The organism is Kitasatospora sp. NPDC093102, assembly GCF_040683915.1.
In the GTDB taxonomy this organism is placed as follows: Bacteria; Actinomycetota; Actinomycetes; order Streptomycetales; family Streptomycetaceae; genus Kitasatospora.
The window spans coordinates 136,711-151,329 of the sequence record NZ_JBFBFA010000003.1 but is presented as its reverse complement, the minus strand read 5'-3'; the positions used below and the strand labels follow the sequence as shown (position 1 = coordinate 151,329).

Annotated in this window: 15 protein-coding genes and 1 pseudogene; 10 read left to right on the top strand and 6 right to left on the bottom strand. The window is 74.3% G+C overall.

Annotated features, from left to right (window positions below):
* The 5 genes and pseudogenes from AB0O11_RS06385 to AB0O11_RS06365 form a co-directional block, all read left to right on the top strand.
* Positions 1–218: pseudogene (locus AB0O11_RS06385) on the top strand (ATP-dependent helicase); the annotation flags it as partial.
* Positions 219–494: 276 nt separating this feature from the next.
* The gene (locus AB0O11_RS06380) at positions 495–1,370 is read left to right on the top strand and encodes an alpha/beta fold hydrolase (RefSeq protein ID WP_363382384.1); all 876 of its coding nucleotides are present in this window, start codon (positions 495–497) and stop codon (positions 1,368–1,370) included.
* Positions 1,371–1,781: 411 nt separating this feature from the next.
* The gene (locus AB0O11_RS06375) at positions 1,782–1,940 is read left to right on the top strand and encodes a hypothetical protein (protein WP_359903649.1); all 159 of its coding nucleotides are present in this window, start codon (positions 1,782–1,784) and stop codon (positions 1,938–1,940) included.
* 307 nt (positions 1,941–2,247) lie between these two features.
* The gene (locus tag AB0O11_RS06370) at positions 2,248–2,886 is read left to right on the top strand and encodes a DUF6758 family protein (protein WP_363382383.1); all 639 of its coding nucleotides are present in this window, start codon (positions 2,248–2,250) and stop codon (positions 2,884–2,886) included.
* Positions 2,887–2,935: 49 nt separating this feature from the next.
* Positions 2,936–3,796 carry a PHP domain-containing protein gene (locus AB0O11_RS06365; RefSeq protein ID WP_363382380.1) on the top strand — a complete coding sequence of 287 codons (861 nt, stop codon included), beginning with the start codon at positions 2,936–2,938 and terminating at the stop codon, positions 3,794–3,796.
* Between the two features lie 146 nt (positions 3,797–3,942).
* Here AB0O11_RS06365 and AB0O11_RS06360 read toward each other — a convergent pair whose 3' ends face one another.
* A complete protein-coding gene (locus AB0O11_RS06360; protein ID WP_363382377.1) occupies positions 3,943–4,584 on the bottom strand; it encodes a suppressor of fused domain protein in 642 nt (213 codons plus the stop codon).
* A gap of 452 nt (positions 4,585–5,036) precedes the next feature.
* Between AB0O11_RS06360 and corA the strand changes: the two genes are divergently transcribed.
* Positions 5,037–6,158, top strand: coding sequence for a magnesium/cobalt transporter CorA (corA, locus tag AB0O11_RS06355; RefSeq protein ID WP_363382374.1), 1,122 nt, complete (start codon positions 5,037–5,039; stop codon positions 6,156–6,158).
* A 22-nt stretch (positions 6,159–6,180) separates the two neighbouring features.
* Here corA and AB0O11_RS06350 read toward each other — a convergent pair whose 3' ends face one another.
* Complete coding sequence (locus AB0O11_RS06350; RefSeq protein ID WP_363382371.1) at positions 6,181–7,113, bottom strand: DMT family transporter; 933 nt, start codon at positions 7,111–7,113, stop codon at positions 6,181–6,183.
* Positions 7,114–7,234: 121 nt separating this feature from the next.
* On the opposite strand from AB0O11_RS06350, the gene AB0O11_RS06345 reads away from it, so the two are divergent.
* The 4 genes from AB0O11_RS06345 (at position 7,235) to AB0O11_RS06330 (ending at position 11,041) form a co-directional block, all read left to right on the top strand.
* Complete coding sequence (locus AB0O11_RS06345) at positions 7,235–7,774, top strand: hypothetical protein (RefSeq protein WP_363382368.1); 540 nt, start codon at positions 7,235–7,237, stop codon at positions 7,772–7,774.
* A 126-nt stretch (positions 7,775–7,900) separates the two neighbouring features.
* Complete coding sequence (locus tag AB0O11_RS06340) at positions 7,901–9,199, top strand: CBS domain-containing protein (RefSeq protein WP_363382365.1); 1,299 nt, start codon at positions 7,901–7,903, stop codon at positions 9,197–9,199.
* Between the two features lie 124 nt (positions 9,200–9,323).
* Positions 9,324–9,824, top strand: coding sequence for a DUF1003 domain-containing protein (locus tag AB0O11_RS06335; RefSeq protein WP_363382965.1), 501 nt, complete (start codon positions 9,324–9,326; stop codon positions 9,822–9,824).
* 56 nt (positions 9,825–9,880) lie between these two features.
* Complete coding sequence (locus AB0O11_RS06330) at positions 9,881–11,041, top strand: Mrp/NBP35 family ATP-binding protein (protein ID WP_363382363.1); 1,161 nt, start codon at positions 9,881–9,883, stop codon at positions 11,039–11,041.
* Between the two features lie 97 nt (positions 11,042–11,138).
* Here the strand turns inward: AB0O11_RS06330 and AB0O11_RS06325 are convergent, their stop codons facing one another.
* From AB0O11_RS06325 to sigE, 4 genes are all read right to left on the bottom strand, one after another.
* Positions 11,139–11,771, bottom strand: coding sequence for a hypothetical protein (locus AB0O11_RS06325; RefSeq protein ID WP_363382964.1), 633 nt, complete (start codon positions 11,769–11,771; stop codon positions 11,139–11,141).
* Positions 11,772–12,029: 258 nt separating this feature from the next.
* Positions 12,030–12,464: a sec-independent translocase gene (locus AB0O11_RS06320; protein WP_363382360.1), complete on the bottom strand. Its 435-nt coding sequence runs from the start codon at positions 12,462–12,464 to the stop codon at positions 12,030–12,032.
* Between the two features lie 159 nt (positions 12,465–12,623).
* On the bottom strand, positions 12,624–13,523 hold the full coding sequence (locus tag AB0O11_RS06315; protein ID WP_363382358.1) for a zf-HC2 domain-containing protein: 900 nt from the start codon (positions 13,521–13,523) through the stop codon (positions 12,624–12,626).
* A 122-nt stretch (positions 13,524–13,645) separates the two neighbouring features.
* Complete coding sequence (gene sigE / locus AB0O11_RS06310) at positions 13,646–14,491, bottom strand: RNA polymerase sigma factor SigE (RefSeq protein ID WP_363382962.1); 846 nt, start codon at positions 14,489–14,491, stop codon at positions 13,646–13,648.
* Positions 14,492–14,619 lie beyond the last annotated feature (128 nt).

Sequence of the window (14,619 nt, the reverse complement as noted above, 5' to 3'; positions counted from 1 at the left end):
GCAAGCCGAAGGCGGAGGCCGCCGAGACCGCCGCCCCGGCCGCCGAGACCGCCGAGGCCCCCGCCCCGGCGAAGAAGGCCACCCGGGCCCGCAAGCCGAAGGCCGTCGCCGAGACCGCCCCGGAGGCTCCGGCCACCGAGGCCACCGCCGAGGTCCCGGCCCCGCGCAAGCGCACCCGCAAGGCCGCCGCGCCCGTGGAGGCCACCCCGGAGAGCTGACACCCGGTGTCTCGCCCGAGGGGGCGGGCCAGGCCACCCGGCCCGGCCCGCCCCCTCGGGCGTTCCCGGGTGCGTCCGCACGGCGGGCGCCGACGACCGCGCCGGCATCACCGCCCCGGCAGCGGCCCCAAGGGGCCTCCTGTGCACCGGCAGGGCCGGTGGCGGCCGACGACTCACTGGCCCGGGGCGGGCCGGGCCGCCCCTCTAAGCTCGGGTGGCCGGGCAGTCGCCGGCGGGACAGCAGGTCACCGGCAGGACAGCAAGGGAGAACAACCCATGAGCACGCCGCCGTTTCTGACACTGCCCGGGTGCGTGCGGGCCGAGCGGGTGGTGACCGGGCGCGGGGAGTTCGCGGCGCTGCGGGCGGAGCCGGCCGGGCCGGTGCGCGGCTCGGCACTGCTGGTGCCGGGGTTCACCGGCAGCAAGGAGGACTTCATCGCGCTGCTGAAGCCGCTGGCGGCCGCCGGGTACCGGGTGACGGCCGTGGACCAGCGCGGGCAGTACCAGACTGGCGGCCCGGACGACCCGGCGGCGTACGGCGTCGGGGCGCTCGGCGCGGACGTACGGGCGCTCACCGAGGCGCTGGCGGCCGACGGCGGGCCGGTCCACCTGCTGGGGCACTCCTTCGGCGGCCAGGTGGTGCGCGAGGCGGTGCTCGCCGCGGCCGCCGAGGGCCCGCTGCCCTGGCGGTCGCTGACCCTGATGTCCACCGGCCCGGGCGCGATCGACCCGGCCGAGGCGGCCCGCACCAAGCTGCTGCTGGACGCCCTGCAGATGATGGACCTGGAGCAGATCTGGCAGGTCATGCGGCAGCTGGAGGCGGAGAGCGGGCAGCCGCGGCCGAGCCTGGAGCCGGCCGTCGAGGAGTTCCTGCACCGGCGCTGGCTGGCCAACGTGCCGCGGGCGCTGTCCGTCACCGGCGGCCACCTGGTGGCTGCGCCGGACCGGGTGGCGGAGCTGGCCGCCGCAACCCCCGGGCTGCCGCTGCTGGTGCTGTCCGGGGTGCGGGACTACGCCTGGCCGGTGCCGGAGCAGACCGCGATGGCCGAACGCCTGGGCGCCCGCCGGGTCGTGGTCGCGGACGCCGGCCACTCCCCCAACGCCGAGCAGCCGGCCGCCACGGCCCAGACGCTGGCCGCGTTCTGGGCCTGACCGGCCCGCACCGGAGCGCGCCGACCCGGGCCGGTTCCCCCGATCCGCCAGAAGTGGTCTGTACCACTTCTTCGACTTCGATCGACTTCAACGCAGGACAAAATTCGTTAGTTACGGTAATCTTTGATTCTGTCCGGGAATCATCGCCGGCCTCCACTGCGGCACCAATCACCCGAAACCTGGACGTTACGGACGGGCAACGGCCCGGTAGCACGGCCACGTCACCGTGGTTCACGAGGCACTGGACCCATCAGGCAAGCAGGGGGGAAGCCCTTGCCACAGCAGACCGCCGCACACGCGACGACGACCCGCCCGGTCCGGCCGCACCGCCGGATCCGCAAGACCCCGAAAGGGCTGATACCGACTCAGCCGCGACCGCCCCGCCCCGCGGGGTCAGGAAAGGAGACGCCCATGACGAAGACCATGCGCTTCGAGATCGTCCGACTCGACGACACCAACGGCTCCGCCGCCGACCGCCTGATCGCCGACGCCGCCACCGTGCGCGAGGTCGTCGATGCCGCCGCCCGCACCGGCGAGCGCCTGCTCATCCGCCCGTGCCCGACCGTCTGACCCGGCGCGGCGCCCCCGACCGGGAGCCCTCACCCGCCGCCGACGAGCCGGGAGCATCCGATCCGGACGTTCCGATACCCGACTGACGCCCCGTCACCGCATTCGCCGATGACGGGGCGTCAGTGTGTTCGGGGCCGGAGCCCGGGACGTTTGCCGCCGCCCGGGACGGGACATCCCCCAACGGGAACCGCCCGCACCGCGCCCACCCGGCGCCGATCGGGCTTCCGCCACCGACAGGTGCCGCCGAGCCCTCCGTACGGGTGATCGTCCTTGACGCGGCGGACCGGAGGGAGGAGCGTTGACGGCTATGAGGGGCGAGCCAAGCTGCCCGAGGTGCGCCGGCCGGGTCCGCGCCCCCGGTCTGTTCTCAGACACCTGGCAGTGCGACCGGCACGGAGCCGTGCACCCGATGCAGCCCGTGCTGCCCCCGAGTGTGGAGGCCCTCGGCGTCGCCGTCGCCCGCTCCCAGGTCCCGGTCTGGCTGCCCTGGCCGCTCCCGGTCGGCTGGCTCTACACCGGCATCGCCCACGTCGGCGACGACGTCTCGGGCGCCCGGGCCACCGCCGTCGCCTGCTCCGGGCCGGCCCCGCTCGGCGGCTTCGGCGAGCTGGTGCTGGTCGCCGAGGAGCTGGGGGTCGGCCTCGGCGCCCGCTACTCGGGCCTGCCCGGGCCGGATCCGGGTGACTCCGTCGGCCTCTACAAGCCCGCCGACGCCAAGCTGATGGCCGCCGGGCGGCCCACCCCGATGTTCCACGTCCCGGACGCCCCGGCCGACCGCGCGGTGTTCGTCGGCGAGGCCCGCGGACTCTGGCTCTGGGCGGTCGCCTGGCCCGAGCAGTCCGCGCTGGTGATGTACGACGAGCTGGTGCTGACCGACCTGCGCGAGGCCGGCGCCGAACTGGACCTGCTGCCCTGCGGGGCGCTCTCCCCCCGGCTGTTCGGCTGACCGCTGACCTATCCTGGGCGGCACCCACGAGCCTCCAGGAGCCCGATCCGTGCGCATCGACCTGCACGCCCACAGCAACGCCTCCGACGGCACCGACAGCCCGGCCGAGCTGGTCGCGGCGGCCGTCGCCGCTGACCTCGACGTGGTGGCGCTGACCGACCACGACACCGTGGCCGGCCACGCCGAGGCCGCCGAGGCGGTGCGCGCGCTGCCCGCGGGCGCCCGGCTGACCGTCGTCCCGGGCGCCGAACTGTCCTGCGTGGTCGACGGCATCAGCATGCACCTGCTGGCGTACCTGTTCGATCCCGAGGAGTCGGAGTTCGCGCGCGAGCGGGACCTGGTGCGCACCGACCGGTTCCGGCGCGGACGGGCGATCGTCGAGCGCTGCCGGGAGCTGGGCGCGGAGATCAGCTGGGAGCAGGTGCAACAGATCGCCGGGGCCGGCTCGGTCGGGCGGCCGCACATCGCCAGCGCGCTGGTCGAGGCGGGCGTGGTGCCCACCGTGTCGGACGCCTTCACCGCCGACTGGCTGGCCAACGGCGGGCGGGCGGACGTCCGCAAGCACGAGACCGACCCGGTCACGGCCGTCCGGCTGGTCCGGGCGGCCGGCGGGGTGCCGGTGTTCGCCCACCCGGGCGCGGTCAAGCGCGGCCGGACGGTCCCCGACCAGGTGATCGCCGACCTCGCAGCGGCCGGGCTGGCCGCGCTGGAGGTCGACCACACCGACCACGACGAGGAGACCAGGGTGCGGCTGCGCGGCCTGGCCGGCGAACTCGGCCTGCTGGTCACCGGCTCCAGCGACTACCACGGCACCCGCAAGACCGTCCGGCTCGGCGAGCACACCACCGACCCGGAGGTGTACGAGGCACTGCTGGCGCAGGCCACCGGCGCGCAGCCGATCGGGCACTGAGCCGACGCGGCCCCCGGACATCGGACCCCGGACCGAGGGGCGACGAGCGCGCCCCGGTCCGGGGTCCGGCACGTCTGCCGCGCCCCCGCGCACCGGAGCGCGGGTCGGACGCGCGGACCGGGCCGTACGCCCCGCCTGAGCGGGCGTCAGTCCAGCCGGACGCCGCGCCGGTCCGGGTCGCGCAGATCGGTGCCCTGGTCGAGCCAGCGCTCCCGGAGCGCGGCCGCGCCGTGCACCCGCTTCCAGCCGGCCTCGTTGGGCGTCATCGGCAGCAGCGGCAGGAAGCGGACCGGATCGGCCGGATCGGCCAGCTCCAGGTCCTCGACCAGGCCGCCCGGTTCGGCCGCGAGCACCGAGGTGAAGGGCGCGCCGTCCCAGAGCGGGGAGCCGAGGTCCAGCGAGCCGCCCGGGGCCACCACCAGGCCCTCGACCTGCGGGGTGGCGGCGAAGGTGGCCAGGGTGCGCAGCACGCTGTCGCGCCCGCCCCGGACGGTCAGCACCAGTTCGGCGCGCGGGCCGCGCACCTGGTCGGCGACCGGTGAGGTCGGGTCGGCCATCGGCGCGGCGGACATGCCGAGCGTCGCGTACCGCACCAGGCCCTCGGCGTCCGGGCCGAAGCGCAGCACCTCGATCCGGTCGGCACCCAGGAAGGTGACCGCGGCGCGGCCGGCCGGCTCGCCGAAGGTGGAGAGCAGCCGGGCCTCGACGGCGGCCAGCACCGCCTCCCGGGAGAGCTCCGGGGAGCTGCCGCCGTGGGGGTCGCCGAAGAGCGGGAAGTCGTGCGCCATGCCGGTGAGCGTAACCCCCGGGGGTTCGCGGGCCGCGTGCGGGCGGGTCCGGAGGCGGTCGCGGGCGGGGCGGTACCGGATCCCGTAAAGGCTTCGGAAACCTCCGGGAAACCCCTCGGCTTCGACGCCCGGTCAGATGTTAGGGTGAGCGACTGGCCACCGGGATCGTTCGTCCCGGGGCGGCGGCGCGAAGGAGGTGGTTGCGGTGGATACCGGCCGACCATGCAGTACCGGCAGCTCTGCCCGGCCCCGACTTCCCCGTACCCCGCGCCCCGCAGGCCCAATCGGCTGATTCAGCCGCGGTAGCCCCGGGCGCAGGCCCCACGGCGGACGGACCGGCCGGGAGAGCACATTCATCCCCCGTTTCACCGGTGTTCTCCGCCGTCGCACCGCGGCCGAACGTTTTTTCTTCCGCGCCGCCGCGCGACGGTTCCTGCCTCTGGGAGCCTGCCATGTCGATGATCAACAGCCTGCGTGCCGCTGTCCGCACCAACCGCCGCCGTGGCGCGGCCGGGGTCTACGGCGTTCTACCCGAGGACGCCGGCTCGGCGGTCGTGGACTGCGCGGTCTACCAGCACGGCAAGCGCAAGGGCGAGACGTGCAGCCCGCGCGAGGCCGCCCACCGGGTCAAGGCCGCCCATCAACTCCCCGAGGGTGAAGGCTCGTTCAGCTGGATCGGGCTGCACGAGCCGACCGGGGCCGAGTTCGAGGGCATCGCCCAGCGCTTCGGCCTGCACCCGCTCGCGGTCGAGGACGCGGTGCACGCGCACCAGCGGCCCAAGGTCGAGCGCTACGACGACGTGCTGTTCGCCGTCTTCAAGACCATCCGCTACGTCGAGCACGACCAGCTCACGCCCACCAGCGAGGTGGTGGAGACCGGCGAGCTGATGGTCTTCGCCGGCCGGGACTTCGTGATCACCGTCCGGCACGGCGGCCACGGTTCGCTGCAGGAGCTGCGCCACCGGCTGGAGGCCGACGCGGACGAGGCCGGGCTGCTCGCCAAGGGCCCGTCGGCGGTGCTGCACGCGATCGCCGACCACGTCGTGGACAACTACCTGCTGGTCGCCGAGCGGCTCCAGAACGACGTGGACGAGATCGAGTACGGCGTCTTCTCGGCCAAGGGCGGGCGCAGCTCGGACGTCGGCCGGGTCTACCAACTCAAGCGTGAGGTCCTGGAGTTCAAGCGCGCCGTGGTGCCGCTGCTGCGCCCGATGCAGCAGCTGTCCGAGCCGCTCCAGCGACTGGTCGACCCGGACATCCAGAAGTACTTCCGGGACGTCGCCGACCACCTGGCCCGGGTCGCCGAGCAGGTGCACGGCTTCGACGAGTTGCTGAACTCGCTCCTGCAGGCGAACCTGGCGCAGGTCTCGGTGGCGCAGAACGAGGACATGCGCAAGATCACCGCCTGGGCGGCGATCTTCGCGGTGCCCACCATGATCACCGGCGTCTACGGCATGAACTTCGAGTACATGCCCGAGCTGCACCACAAGTACGGCTACCCGACGGTGCTCGGCGCGATCGTGCTGATCTGCGTCGGGATGTACCGGGGCTTCCGGCGCAACGGCTGGCTGTAGGTCCGGCCCTCGGCGCCGTCCGCTACCTGCGCCCGGCGCGGGCGACCAGGACCAGGCCGAGCAGGATCAGCACCACCGCCGGGTAGGCGGCCGCCGGGGGCCACTGGCCGAGCCAGAGGGCGGCGATCAGCGCCGCACCCGGGGTCTCCAGCAGGATCGCGGTGGAGGTGATCGACGGCCCGAGGTTGCGCACCACCCGGGTGCTCAGCGAGTGGCCGAGCAGCTGGGCGACGACCATCAGCAGCGCGATCTGCCACCACACCCCGGCCGGCCACCCGGCCAGCGGCGTCCCGGCGACCAGGCAGATCCCCAGCAGCACGAGCGCCGTGGTCGCGTAGCAGACCAGGGTGTACGCGGTGGTGCTGACGGTCTTGCGGACCTCGGCGCCCAGCAACATGTACACGGCCGCGGCCAGGCCCGCGGCGAGCGCGAGCCCGTCGCCGAGCAGCGCGCGCGCAGAGAGCGAGAGGTCCACGCCGGTCAGCACCAGGACGCCGGCGAAGGCGACGATCGTGCCGAGCCGGACCAGCCTCGGCACCCGGACGCCCATCATCCGCATCAGCAGGATGGTCCACAGCGGGGTGGTGGTGACCAGGGCGGTGGCCGAGGCCACGGAGGTCATCCGCAGGCTGGGCATCCAGAGCGCGAAGTGCACGGCGAGCAGCGTCCCCGCGGCCACCGCGAGCAGCAACGCCCTCCTGCCGATCCCGCGCAGCTCGGCGCGGTGGCGCAGCAGCGCGTACGGGCCGAGGACGCCGACCGACATGACGTTGCGCCAGAAGGCGATCGCCAGCGCGGGCGCGGCGGTGGCGCTGATCAGCGGGCCGGAGAGCGAGATGCTGCCGATCGAGACGGCGAGCAGCAGCAGGTCGAGGGTGGGGAGCGGGTGCGTCGGACCCGGGTCGGCGGTCACCGGGGCGGCGGAGGGGGCGGTCGCGGACCGGGGGGCGGGCACGGCGCTCCTTGCTGTTCACGGGGGCGGGGCGGTCATACGGTAAGGCCCGTGGCGCCACAATGGAACTGTCGCCCGGAGGCTGAGACACCCGGTGGACGCCGAAAGCCGTACGCTGTCCGCCATGGACCGTACGCCCGCCGCCGCGACCGCCGACGACTTCCTCGACCGGGCCCTGCTGGAGGAGGCCGCGAAGAAGTCCGGCCTGCTCTGGGTGCGTGCGGACGGGCAGGAGCACGCCCGGCCGCTGTGGCACGCCTGGCACGACGGCGCGGTCGTGGTGGTCGGCGGGGGCGGCGAGCAGCCGCTGCACGGCCTGGAGCCCGGCGCCGGGGCCGTGGTCACCGTCCGCAGCAAGGACAAGGGCGGCCGGCTGACCGGCTGGAGCGCCCGGGTGGTCGAGCCGGCCCCGGACAGCGAGGCCTGGCTGGGCGCCGTCGAAGAGCTCAAGGGCAAGCGGCTGAACGCGCCCGACACCGACGCCATCACCGCCCGCTGGGCCCGCGAGTGCCGGGTGCTGCGGCTGGAGCCGGTCGGGCCGCTCACCGAGCGCCCCGGGGCGATGCCGGACGGTTCGCATGCCGCGCAGCCGGCGCCCACCCCCGCCACCACCCGCCGTCCGATCCCGGCCGGCCTGCCCAAACTGCTGTTCAAGCGCCGTTAAAGGTTCACGCCCAGGACGCGTCCGGCCGCTACCGTGCCTCCCGGCCGGGCCTCGGACACGCGGGTAGCCTTGGCCGCGGGTGCGCCCCCGGCGCACCCCGTACGGCGTCGAACGAGTCGAGGGTTTATGGCAGGGCCAGGCACCCGGGTCTTCATCTCCCATCTGTCCGCCATCGCGGTCTTCGACCCGAACGGCGACCAGGTCGGGCGGGTCCGGGACGTGGTCGTGTCGCTGCGGCTCGGCGGCCGCCCGCCGCGCGTACTCGGTCTGGTGGTCGAGGTGGTCGGCCGGCGCCGGATCTTCCTGCCGATGACCCGGGTGACCAGCCTGGAGTCCGGCCAGGTGCTCACCACCGGCGTGATCAACCTGCGCCGCTTCGAGCAGCGCCCGTCCGAGACCCTGGTGCTCGCCGAGCTGCTGGACCGCACCGTCACCTGGTCCAAGACCGGTGAGGAGGTCACCGTGCTGGACGTCGGCATGGTGCAGACCCGGCTGCGCGAGTGGGAGATCAGCAAGGTCTTCGTCCAGGTCGGCCGGGCCGGGAGGCTGCGCAAGGGCAAGGGCGAGCGGCTCACCCTGGACTGGCAGGACGTCACCGGCTTCTCGCTGCCCGAACAGAACCAGGGCGCGGCCAACCTGCTCGCCACCTTCGAGCAGCTGCGCCCCGCCGACCTCGCCAGCGTGCTGCACCACCTGTCCGCCAAGCGCCGCGCCGAGGTCGCCGCCGCCCTCGACGACGAGCGGCTGGCCGACGTCCTGGAGGAGCTGCCGGAGGACGACCAGGTCGAGATCATCGGCAAGCTCCAGGAGGAGCGCGCCGCCGACATCCTGGAGGCGATGGACCCGGACGACGCCGCCGACCTGCTCTCCGAGCTGCCCGGCGACGAGGCCGAGCGGCTGCTCCAGCTGATGGAGCCGGACGAGGCCGCGCCGGTGCGCCGCCTGCTGACGTACGAGGAGGACACCGCCGGTGGTCTGATGACCACCGAGCCGATCGTGCTGGAGCCGGACGCGACGGTCGCCGAGGCGCTGGCCCGGGTCCGGGTCAGCGACCACAAGCCCGCGCTGGCCGCGCAGGTCTTCGTCTGCCGCCCGCCGAACGAGACCCCGACCGGCCGCTACCTGGGCACCGTGCACTTCCAGCGGCTGCTGCGCGAGCCCCCGTACGTCCTGGTCGGCTCGCTGGTGGACGACGACCTGGACCCGCTGCCGCCGGACACCCCGCTGTCGCTGATCACCAGCTACCTGGCGACCTACAACCTGGTCGCCGCGCCGGTCGTCGACGAGGCGGACCACCTGCTCGGCGCGGTGACCGTCGACGACGTGCTCGACCACCTGCTGCCGGACGACTGGCGCGACGCCGCGCCCCACGCCCACGACGAGAACCGCGACGACGAGAGGGAAGGGGTGACCGGTGGACGGTGACCGCAACGGACGGCCGGACGACTCCGCGCGCCGACGCCTCCAGGGCGAACTGCGCCAGCTGCGTCAGCTGCGCGAACTGCGCACCCGCGAGGGCGGCCGGGACCGGCGCGCCGAGACCGCGCCGATCACCGGCGCCGGCCGGGCCCGGCTCGACCAGCCGCGCACCGCACGGCCCGGCCTGATCACGCTGCCCTCCTACGACCCGGAGGCCTTCGGCGTCCTGTCCGAGCGGATCGCCCGTTTCCTCGGCACCGGCCGGTTCATCGTCTGGATGACGGTGGTGGTCGTCGTCTGGATAGCGTGGAACACCCTGCTGCCGGCGAACGTGCGCTTCGACGAGTACCCGTTCATCTTCCTGACCCTGGCGCTGTCCCTGCAGGCCTCGTACGCGGCCCCGCTGATCCTGCTGGCGCAGAACCGCCAGGACAACCGGGACCGGGTCAACATGGAGCAGGACCGGGCCCGCAGCGACCGCAACATCGCCGACACCGAGTACCTGACCCGCGAGGTCGCGGCCCTGCGGCACGGGCTCGGCGAGGTGGCCACCCGGGACTTCATCCGGTCGGAACTCCAGTCCCTGCTCAAGGAGATCGACGAGCGCCGGGAGGCCCCCGAGCCGCTGTGACCCGCGGCACGCTACCGACCGGTTAAGGACCTCGCCGGGCGCCGTACCATCAAGGCATGGCCAACGAGACAGAGGTCGCGGCCGGCGTCACGGAGGAGTCCGTACGCCAGGCGCTGGCGACCGTCAACGACCCGGAGATCAACCGCCCGATCACCGAGATCGGCATGGTGAAATCGGTCGGGATCGCCGAGGGCGGCGCGGTGCACGTCGCGGTCTACCTGACGGTCTCCGGCTGTCCGATGCGCGACACCATCGTCACCCGGGTGCGCGAGGCGGTCGGGAAGGTCCCCGGCGTGACCGGCGTCGAGGTCGAGCTCGACGTGATGAGCGACGAGCAGCGCAAGGAGCTGTCCCAGCTGCTGCGCGGCGGCGCCCCCGAGCGGGAGATCCCGTTCGCCAAGCCGGGCACGCTGACCCGGGTCTACGCCGTCGCCTCCGGCAAGGGCGGCGTCGGCAAGTCCTCGGTGACCGTCAACCTGGCGGCCGCGATGGCCGCCGACGGCCTGAAGGTCGCCGTGGTGGACGCCGACATCTACGGCCACAGCGTGCCGCGCATGCTGGGCGTCGAGGGCCGGCCGACCCAGGTCCAGGACATGATCATGCCGCCGCAGGCGAACGGCGTGAAGGTCATCTCGATCGGCATGTTCACCCCGGGCAACGCCCCGGTGGTCTGGCGCGGCCCGATGCTGCACCGCGCGCTCCAGCAGTTCCTCGCCGACGTCTGGTGGGGCGACCTGGACGTGCTGCTGCTGGACCTGCCGCCCGGCACCGGCGACATCGCGATCTCGGTGGCCCAGCTGGTCCCCAACGCGGAGATCCTGATCGTCACCACCCCGCAGATGGCCGCCGCCGAGGTGGCCGAGCGGGCCGGCACCATCGCGGTGCAGACCCACCAGAAGATCGTCGGCGTGATCGAGAACATGTCCGGCATGCCGTGCCCGCACTGCGACGAGATGATCGACGTCTTCGGCACCGGCGGCGGCCAGACCGTCGCGGACGCGCTCACCCGCACGGTCGGCGCGACCGTCCCGGTGCTCGGCTCGATCCCGATCGACGTGCGGCTGCGCGAGGGCGGCGACGACGGCCGCCCGGTCGTGCTCGCCGCGCCCGACTCCCCGGCCGGCGCCGCCCTGCGCGCGGTGGCCGGCAAGCTCGGCGGCCGCCAGCGCGGGCTGTCCGGGATGTCGCTGGGCCTGACGCCCAAGAACAAGTTCTGAGGCCGTGACTGACGAAGGGCCGGGTGGCCGACCACCCGGCCCTTCGTCATGACCACCGGCCCCACGCCGTGGTCGCGGGCCCGCGTCGTCGCGGACCCTACGGCCGGGTGTAGGCGGCCAGGTCCGGGACGGTGGAGAAGCCGATGCCGTAGGCGCTGACGCCCCGGCCGTAGGCGCCCAGCAGGACGCCGGGGGCCTCGCCCGCCAGCACCCAGCCGTACTCGGACTCGCGGTAGCGGAAGGGCTGGGGCAGGCCGTTGACCGGGAGGCTGAGGGGGGACCAGCCGGGGCCGGCCAGGTCGTCGGCGAGGTCCCAGGCGAGGCTGCTCTGCTGGTCCAGCCAGTCCTGGCGCAGCGCCCGGTCCAGCTGCCCGGGCCAGGTCGCGGCGAGCAGGCCCGAGCCGGCCAGCCAGGCCGCGGACGAGGCGGAGGTCGCCTCCAGGGTGCCGGTGTTGTCGGCGCTGCGGCGGCTGTCCCGGCGGGCCACGGTGACCACGACGGCGAACTTCCGCACGTCGCGTGGCTCGTACTGCCTGGCCGGCTCCTCCCCGTGGCCGAGCGAGCCGTAGTCGACGTCGCCCTCGGTGCGGGGGCCGGCGCCGGCCTGCATCAGGAAGCGACGGCCACTCCAGCCCTCGTCCAGCCCGTACCAGGGGAAGTCGGCGGACAGGTAGGGCACCAGCGGGTCCGCCGGGCCGGCCTGTCCGCCGACCACCGGGCCGCCGGCCATGGCCGTCGCCCCTCCCGTCTGACTCGTCGCGTCCATCCCCGGGCCTCCTCAAACACACGTTTGCCTGCCGTGGCGCGCTCCCATGGTGGCGTACCGCGGCGCTCCCCGGGGCCGTTCCCGGTCCACGGCGGGGCGCGGTGTGACGGACGGCCCAGTGGGAACAATCAGCACAATAGCGGCGCACACGCCACCGCCCCGCCCAGCCGGGTGGCCGAGCGGGGCGGTGGCGCGGAGCCGGGGCGCCGCAGGCGGTACCGATCAGGTGGCGTCCGGGTCGAACGGGGGCCGCTCGCCGGGCGCCAGCGGGGCCCCGGCGGAGGCGGGCGCCGGGTCGGACTTCTCGAAGCTGACGCTGCCGCTGCGGCCGTTCACCGGCGCCGCGGGCTTGTCGTCCAGGACGGAGCGGATGTCCAGCGAGTCCTTCATGTCCTTGAGGCCCAGGGGGTCGTCCTGGTCGCCCATGAGCTGCTTGCGGACGAAGGTCTTGGGGTTCAGGTCCTCGAACTCGAAGTCCTTGAACTCGGGGCCCAGCTCGCTGCGGATGTCCTCCTTCGCGTTGTCGGCGAAGGAACGGATCTTCCGGATGACGTTCATGGTGTCCTGGATCAGCTTCGGCAGCTTGTCCGGACCGAAGATGATGATCGCCATCACGACCAGAGTCAGGACCTCCAGCCCACTTACGTCGCTGAACACCTTTGCTCCCTAGCTCGTCGGACGACGGTTCCTACAGGGTAATGGCCACCGGCGGGTCCATGGTCCACGCTGGGATGAAGCCGTGGTAAAGACCTGCCGGTGGCCGAGGGCGTCCGGACGGGGAGTAGAGCGTGCATCCCGGGTCCGTCGAGGGCCGTTCTAGCGAACCTGCTGGCGCAGTGCGGCGAATCCCCCGGGGTAGCGCTCGGGGTAACGCTCGGGATAGCCCGGTGGAGTGGCGTCGCGGGTCGCGGTGGCCGGGCGGCCCGCGTAGTCCGCCGGGGCCTGTGCGGTCATCGGGACGAGCCCGGCGCGGCCGGTGCCGGAACCCCCACCGGGCGGGCTGACGGTGGTGCCGTGGCGCTCCTCGCCCTGCGCGCTGAGCCCGCCGACGCCGCCGAGCGTCACCGCGGCGACGGAGAAGGCGCCCGCGGCGGCGAACACCAGTCGGCGGCCCCGCGCGGAGGAGCGGACGGCGGCCGCGGACGGCTGCGGACGGGCGGGGGCGGCGGTGGGCTCGGGCCGGGCGGAGCGCCGGCCCATCAGCGGCCGCAGCACCGCGCCGCGCCCGAAGGCGCGCGGGTCGACCCCGGGCACCGGAGCGTCGGCACCGAGCGCGCCCGCGCCGAAGGAGGCGCCGGCACCGCGGCCGAAGGAGCCGCCGTCGAGCCGGCTGCCGCCGAGCGTGCCGGTGGCCGCGACCCCGCCACCGGGCAGGTCGTCGTCGTCATCGCGGTGCCCGCGCCCGGCCGGCCAGTCGCGGTCCGCCGGAGCGTCCTCGGGGAGGTTGCCGACGGCCATCAGGCGGGCCATCAGCGCGGAGGACGGGCCGGGCGTGCTGGTGCGGGTCAGCATGTGCTTGACGGCGCGGCCCTCGTCGGCCTCGGCGAGGCACTGCGGGCAGGTCGCCAGGTGGGCCTGGACGCGGTCGCGCGAGTTGTGGCCGAGTTCGCCGTCCAGGAAGGCGGAGAGGCGCTCGCCGAGGTGGTGCTCCTCGGCGGCGGGTGCGGCGGGGCGCACGGGAAGCGCGTGCAGCGACGTGTCCGCGGGCAGTGCCACCGGGGGCAGCGCGGGCTCACCGGGTTCGTCGCCTCCACGACGGCCCGGCCGGGCCCAGCCCCGTCGGGTCAGGGACCGGTCGGATGCATCCGACCGGTCCGAACCGGACCGGCTGGTTCCGCTCACGGTCGCCTCCGTCCGCGCCCACCGGGCGCGACCGCGGCCTCGACCGCGCCGACGCCGACCGGCACCGGCTCCTCCGAGCCGCCGCGGCGCTCACGGCCGGGGGCCGAGCCGGGGGCGCGGTGCTTGAGCGCGGCACGCAGGTGCGAGCGGCCGCGGTGGATGCGGCTGCGGACGGTGCCGAGCTTGACGCCCAGCGTGGCGGCGATCTCCTCGTAGGACAGGCCCTCGATGTCGCAGAGCACCACGGCGGCGCGGAACTCCGGCGCGAGGGTGTCCAGGGCGTGCTGGACGTCGGCGTCGAAGTGGGTGTCGCTGAAGTGCTGCGCCGGGCTGGGCTCGCGGGAGGCGAGCCGCTCCGCCGCGTCCTCGCCGAGCGCGTCGAAGCGGATGCGCTGGCGGCGGCGGACCATGTCCAGGAACAGGTTGGTGGTGATCCGGTGCAGCCAGCCCTCGAACGTGCCGGGGGTGTAGGTGGACAGCGAACGGAACACCCGGACGAAGACCTCCTGGGTGAGGTCCTCGGCGTCGTGCTGGTTGCCCGTCAGACGGTAGGCGAGCCGGTAGACGCGGGCGCTGTGCGCCTCGACGATCTCCTCCCAGGTGGGCGGAGTCCAGGTCTGCGCGTCGTGGCCCTCGGTGAAGGTCGCGAGGGCGGGGGCCTCGGTGGCACCGACGGCCGACGGCGCGGCGACGGGCTGGTCCAGGTCGGAGTGCGCAGGCTGGTTCATCACGGGCTTCGGCGTACGGGCCGACGCGGTGCCGCGGGAGTGCCGCCGCACAGGGACGTCGCCCTCGGCCACACCTCCTCGGTCGGCTCTTCTGCCCAGCAGGGCCACCACCATATCCACCTCACCCGTCAAGCCCGGATAAAAGTGCCCGGGAGGTCTCCCGCGCCCGGTCCGACATGACAACGGCCCGCCGCCGTACGCGGTTCCCGGTCGGCCAGTAATCTGTGCCAGGAAATATCGAC

Coding starts and splice junctions, on each gene's coding strand:
- AB0O11_RS06360 (WP_363382377.1), bottom strand. CDS start 4,584: ATGGCGCACGACTTCCCGCTCTTCGGCGACCCCCACGGCGGCAGCTCC.
- AB0O11_RS06325 (WP_363382964.1), bottom strand. CDS start 11,771: ATGGCCGGCGGCCCGGTGGTCGGCGGACAGGCCGGCCCGGCGGACCCG.
- AB0O11_RS06340 (WP_363382365.1), top strand. CDS start 7,901: ATGGCAGGGCCAGGCACCCGGGTCTTCATCTCCCATCTGTCCGCCATC.
- AB0O11_RS06330 (WP_363382363.1), top strand. CDS start 9,881: ATGGCCAACGAGACAGAGGTCGCGGCCGGCGTCACGGAGGAGTCCGTA.
- AB0O11_RS06375 (WP_359903649.1), top strand. CDS start 1,782: ATGACGAAGACCATGCGCTTCGAGATCGTCCGACTCGACGACACCAAC.
- AB0O11_RS06380 (WP_363382384.1), top strand. CDS start 495: ATGAGCACGCCGCCGTTTCTGACACTGCCCGGGTGCGTGCGGGCCGAG.
- corA (WP_363382374.1), top strand. CDS start 5,037: ATGTCGATGATCAACAGCCTGCGTGCCGCTGTCCGCACCAACCGCCGC.
- sigE (WP_363382962.1), bottom strand. CDS start 14,491: ATGGTGGTGGCCCTGCTGGGCAGAAGAGCCGACCGAGGAGGTGTGGCC.
- AB0O11_RS06370 (WP_363382383.1), top strand. CDS start 2,248: ATGAGGGGCGAGCCAAGCTGCCCGAGGTGCGCCGGCCGGGTCCGCGCC.
- AB0O11_RS06345 (WP_363382368.1), top strand. CDS start 7,235: ATGGACCGTACGCCCGCCGCCGCGACCGCCGACGACTTCCTCGACCGG.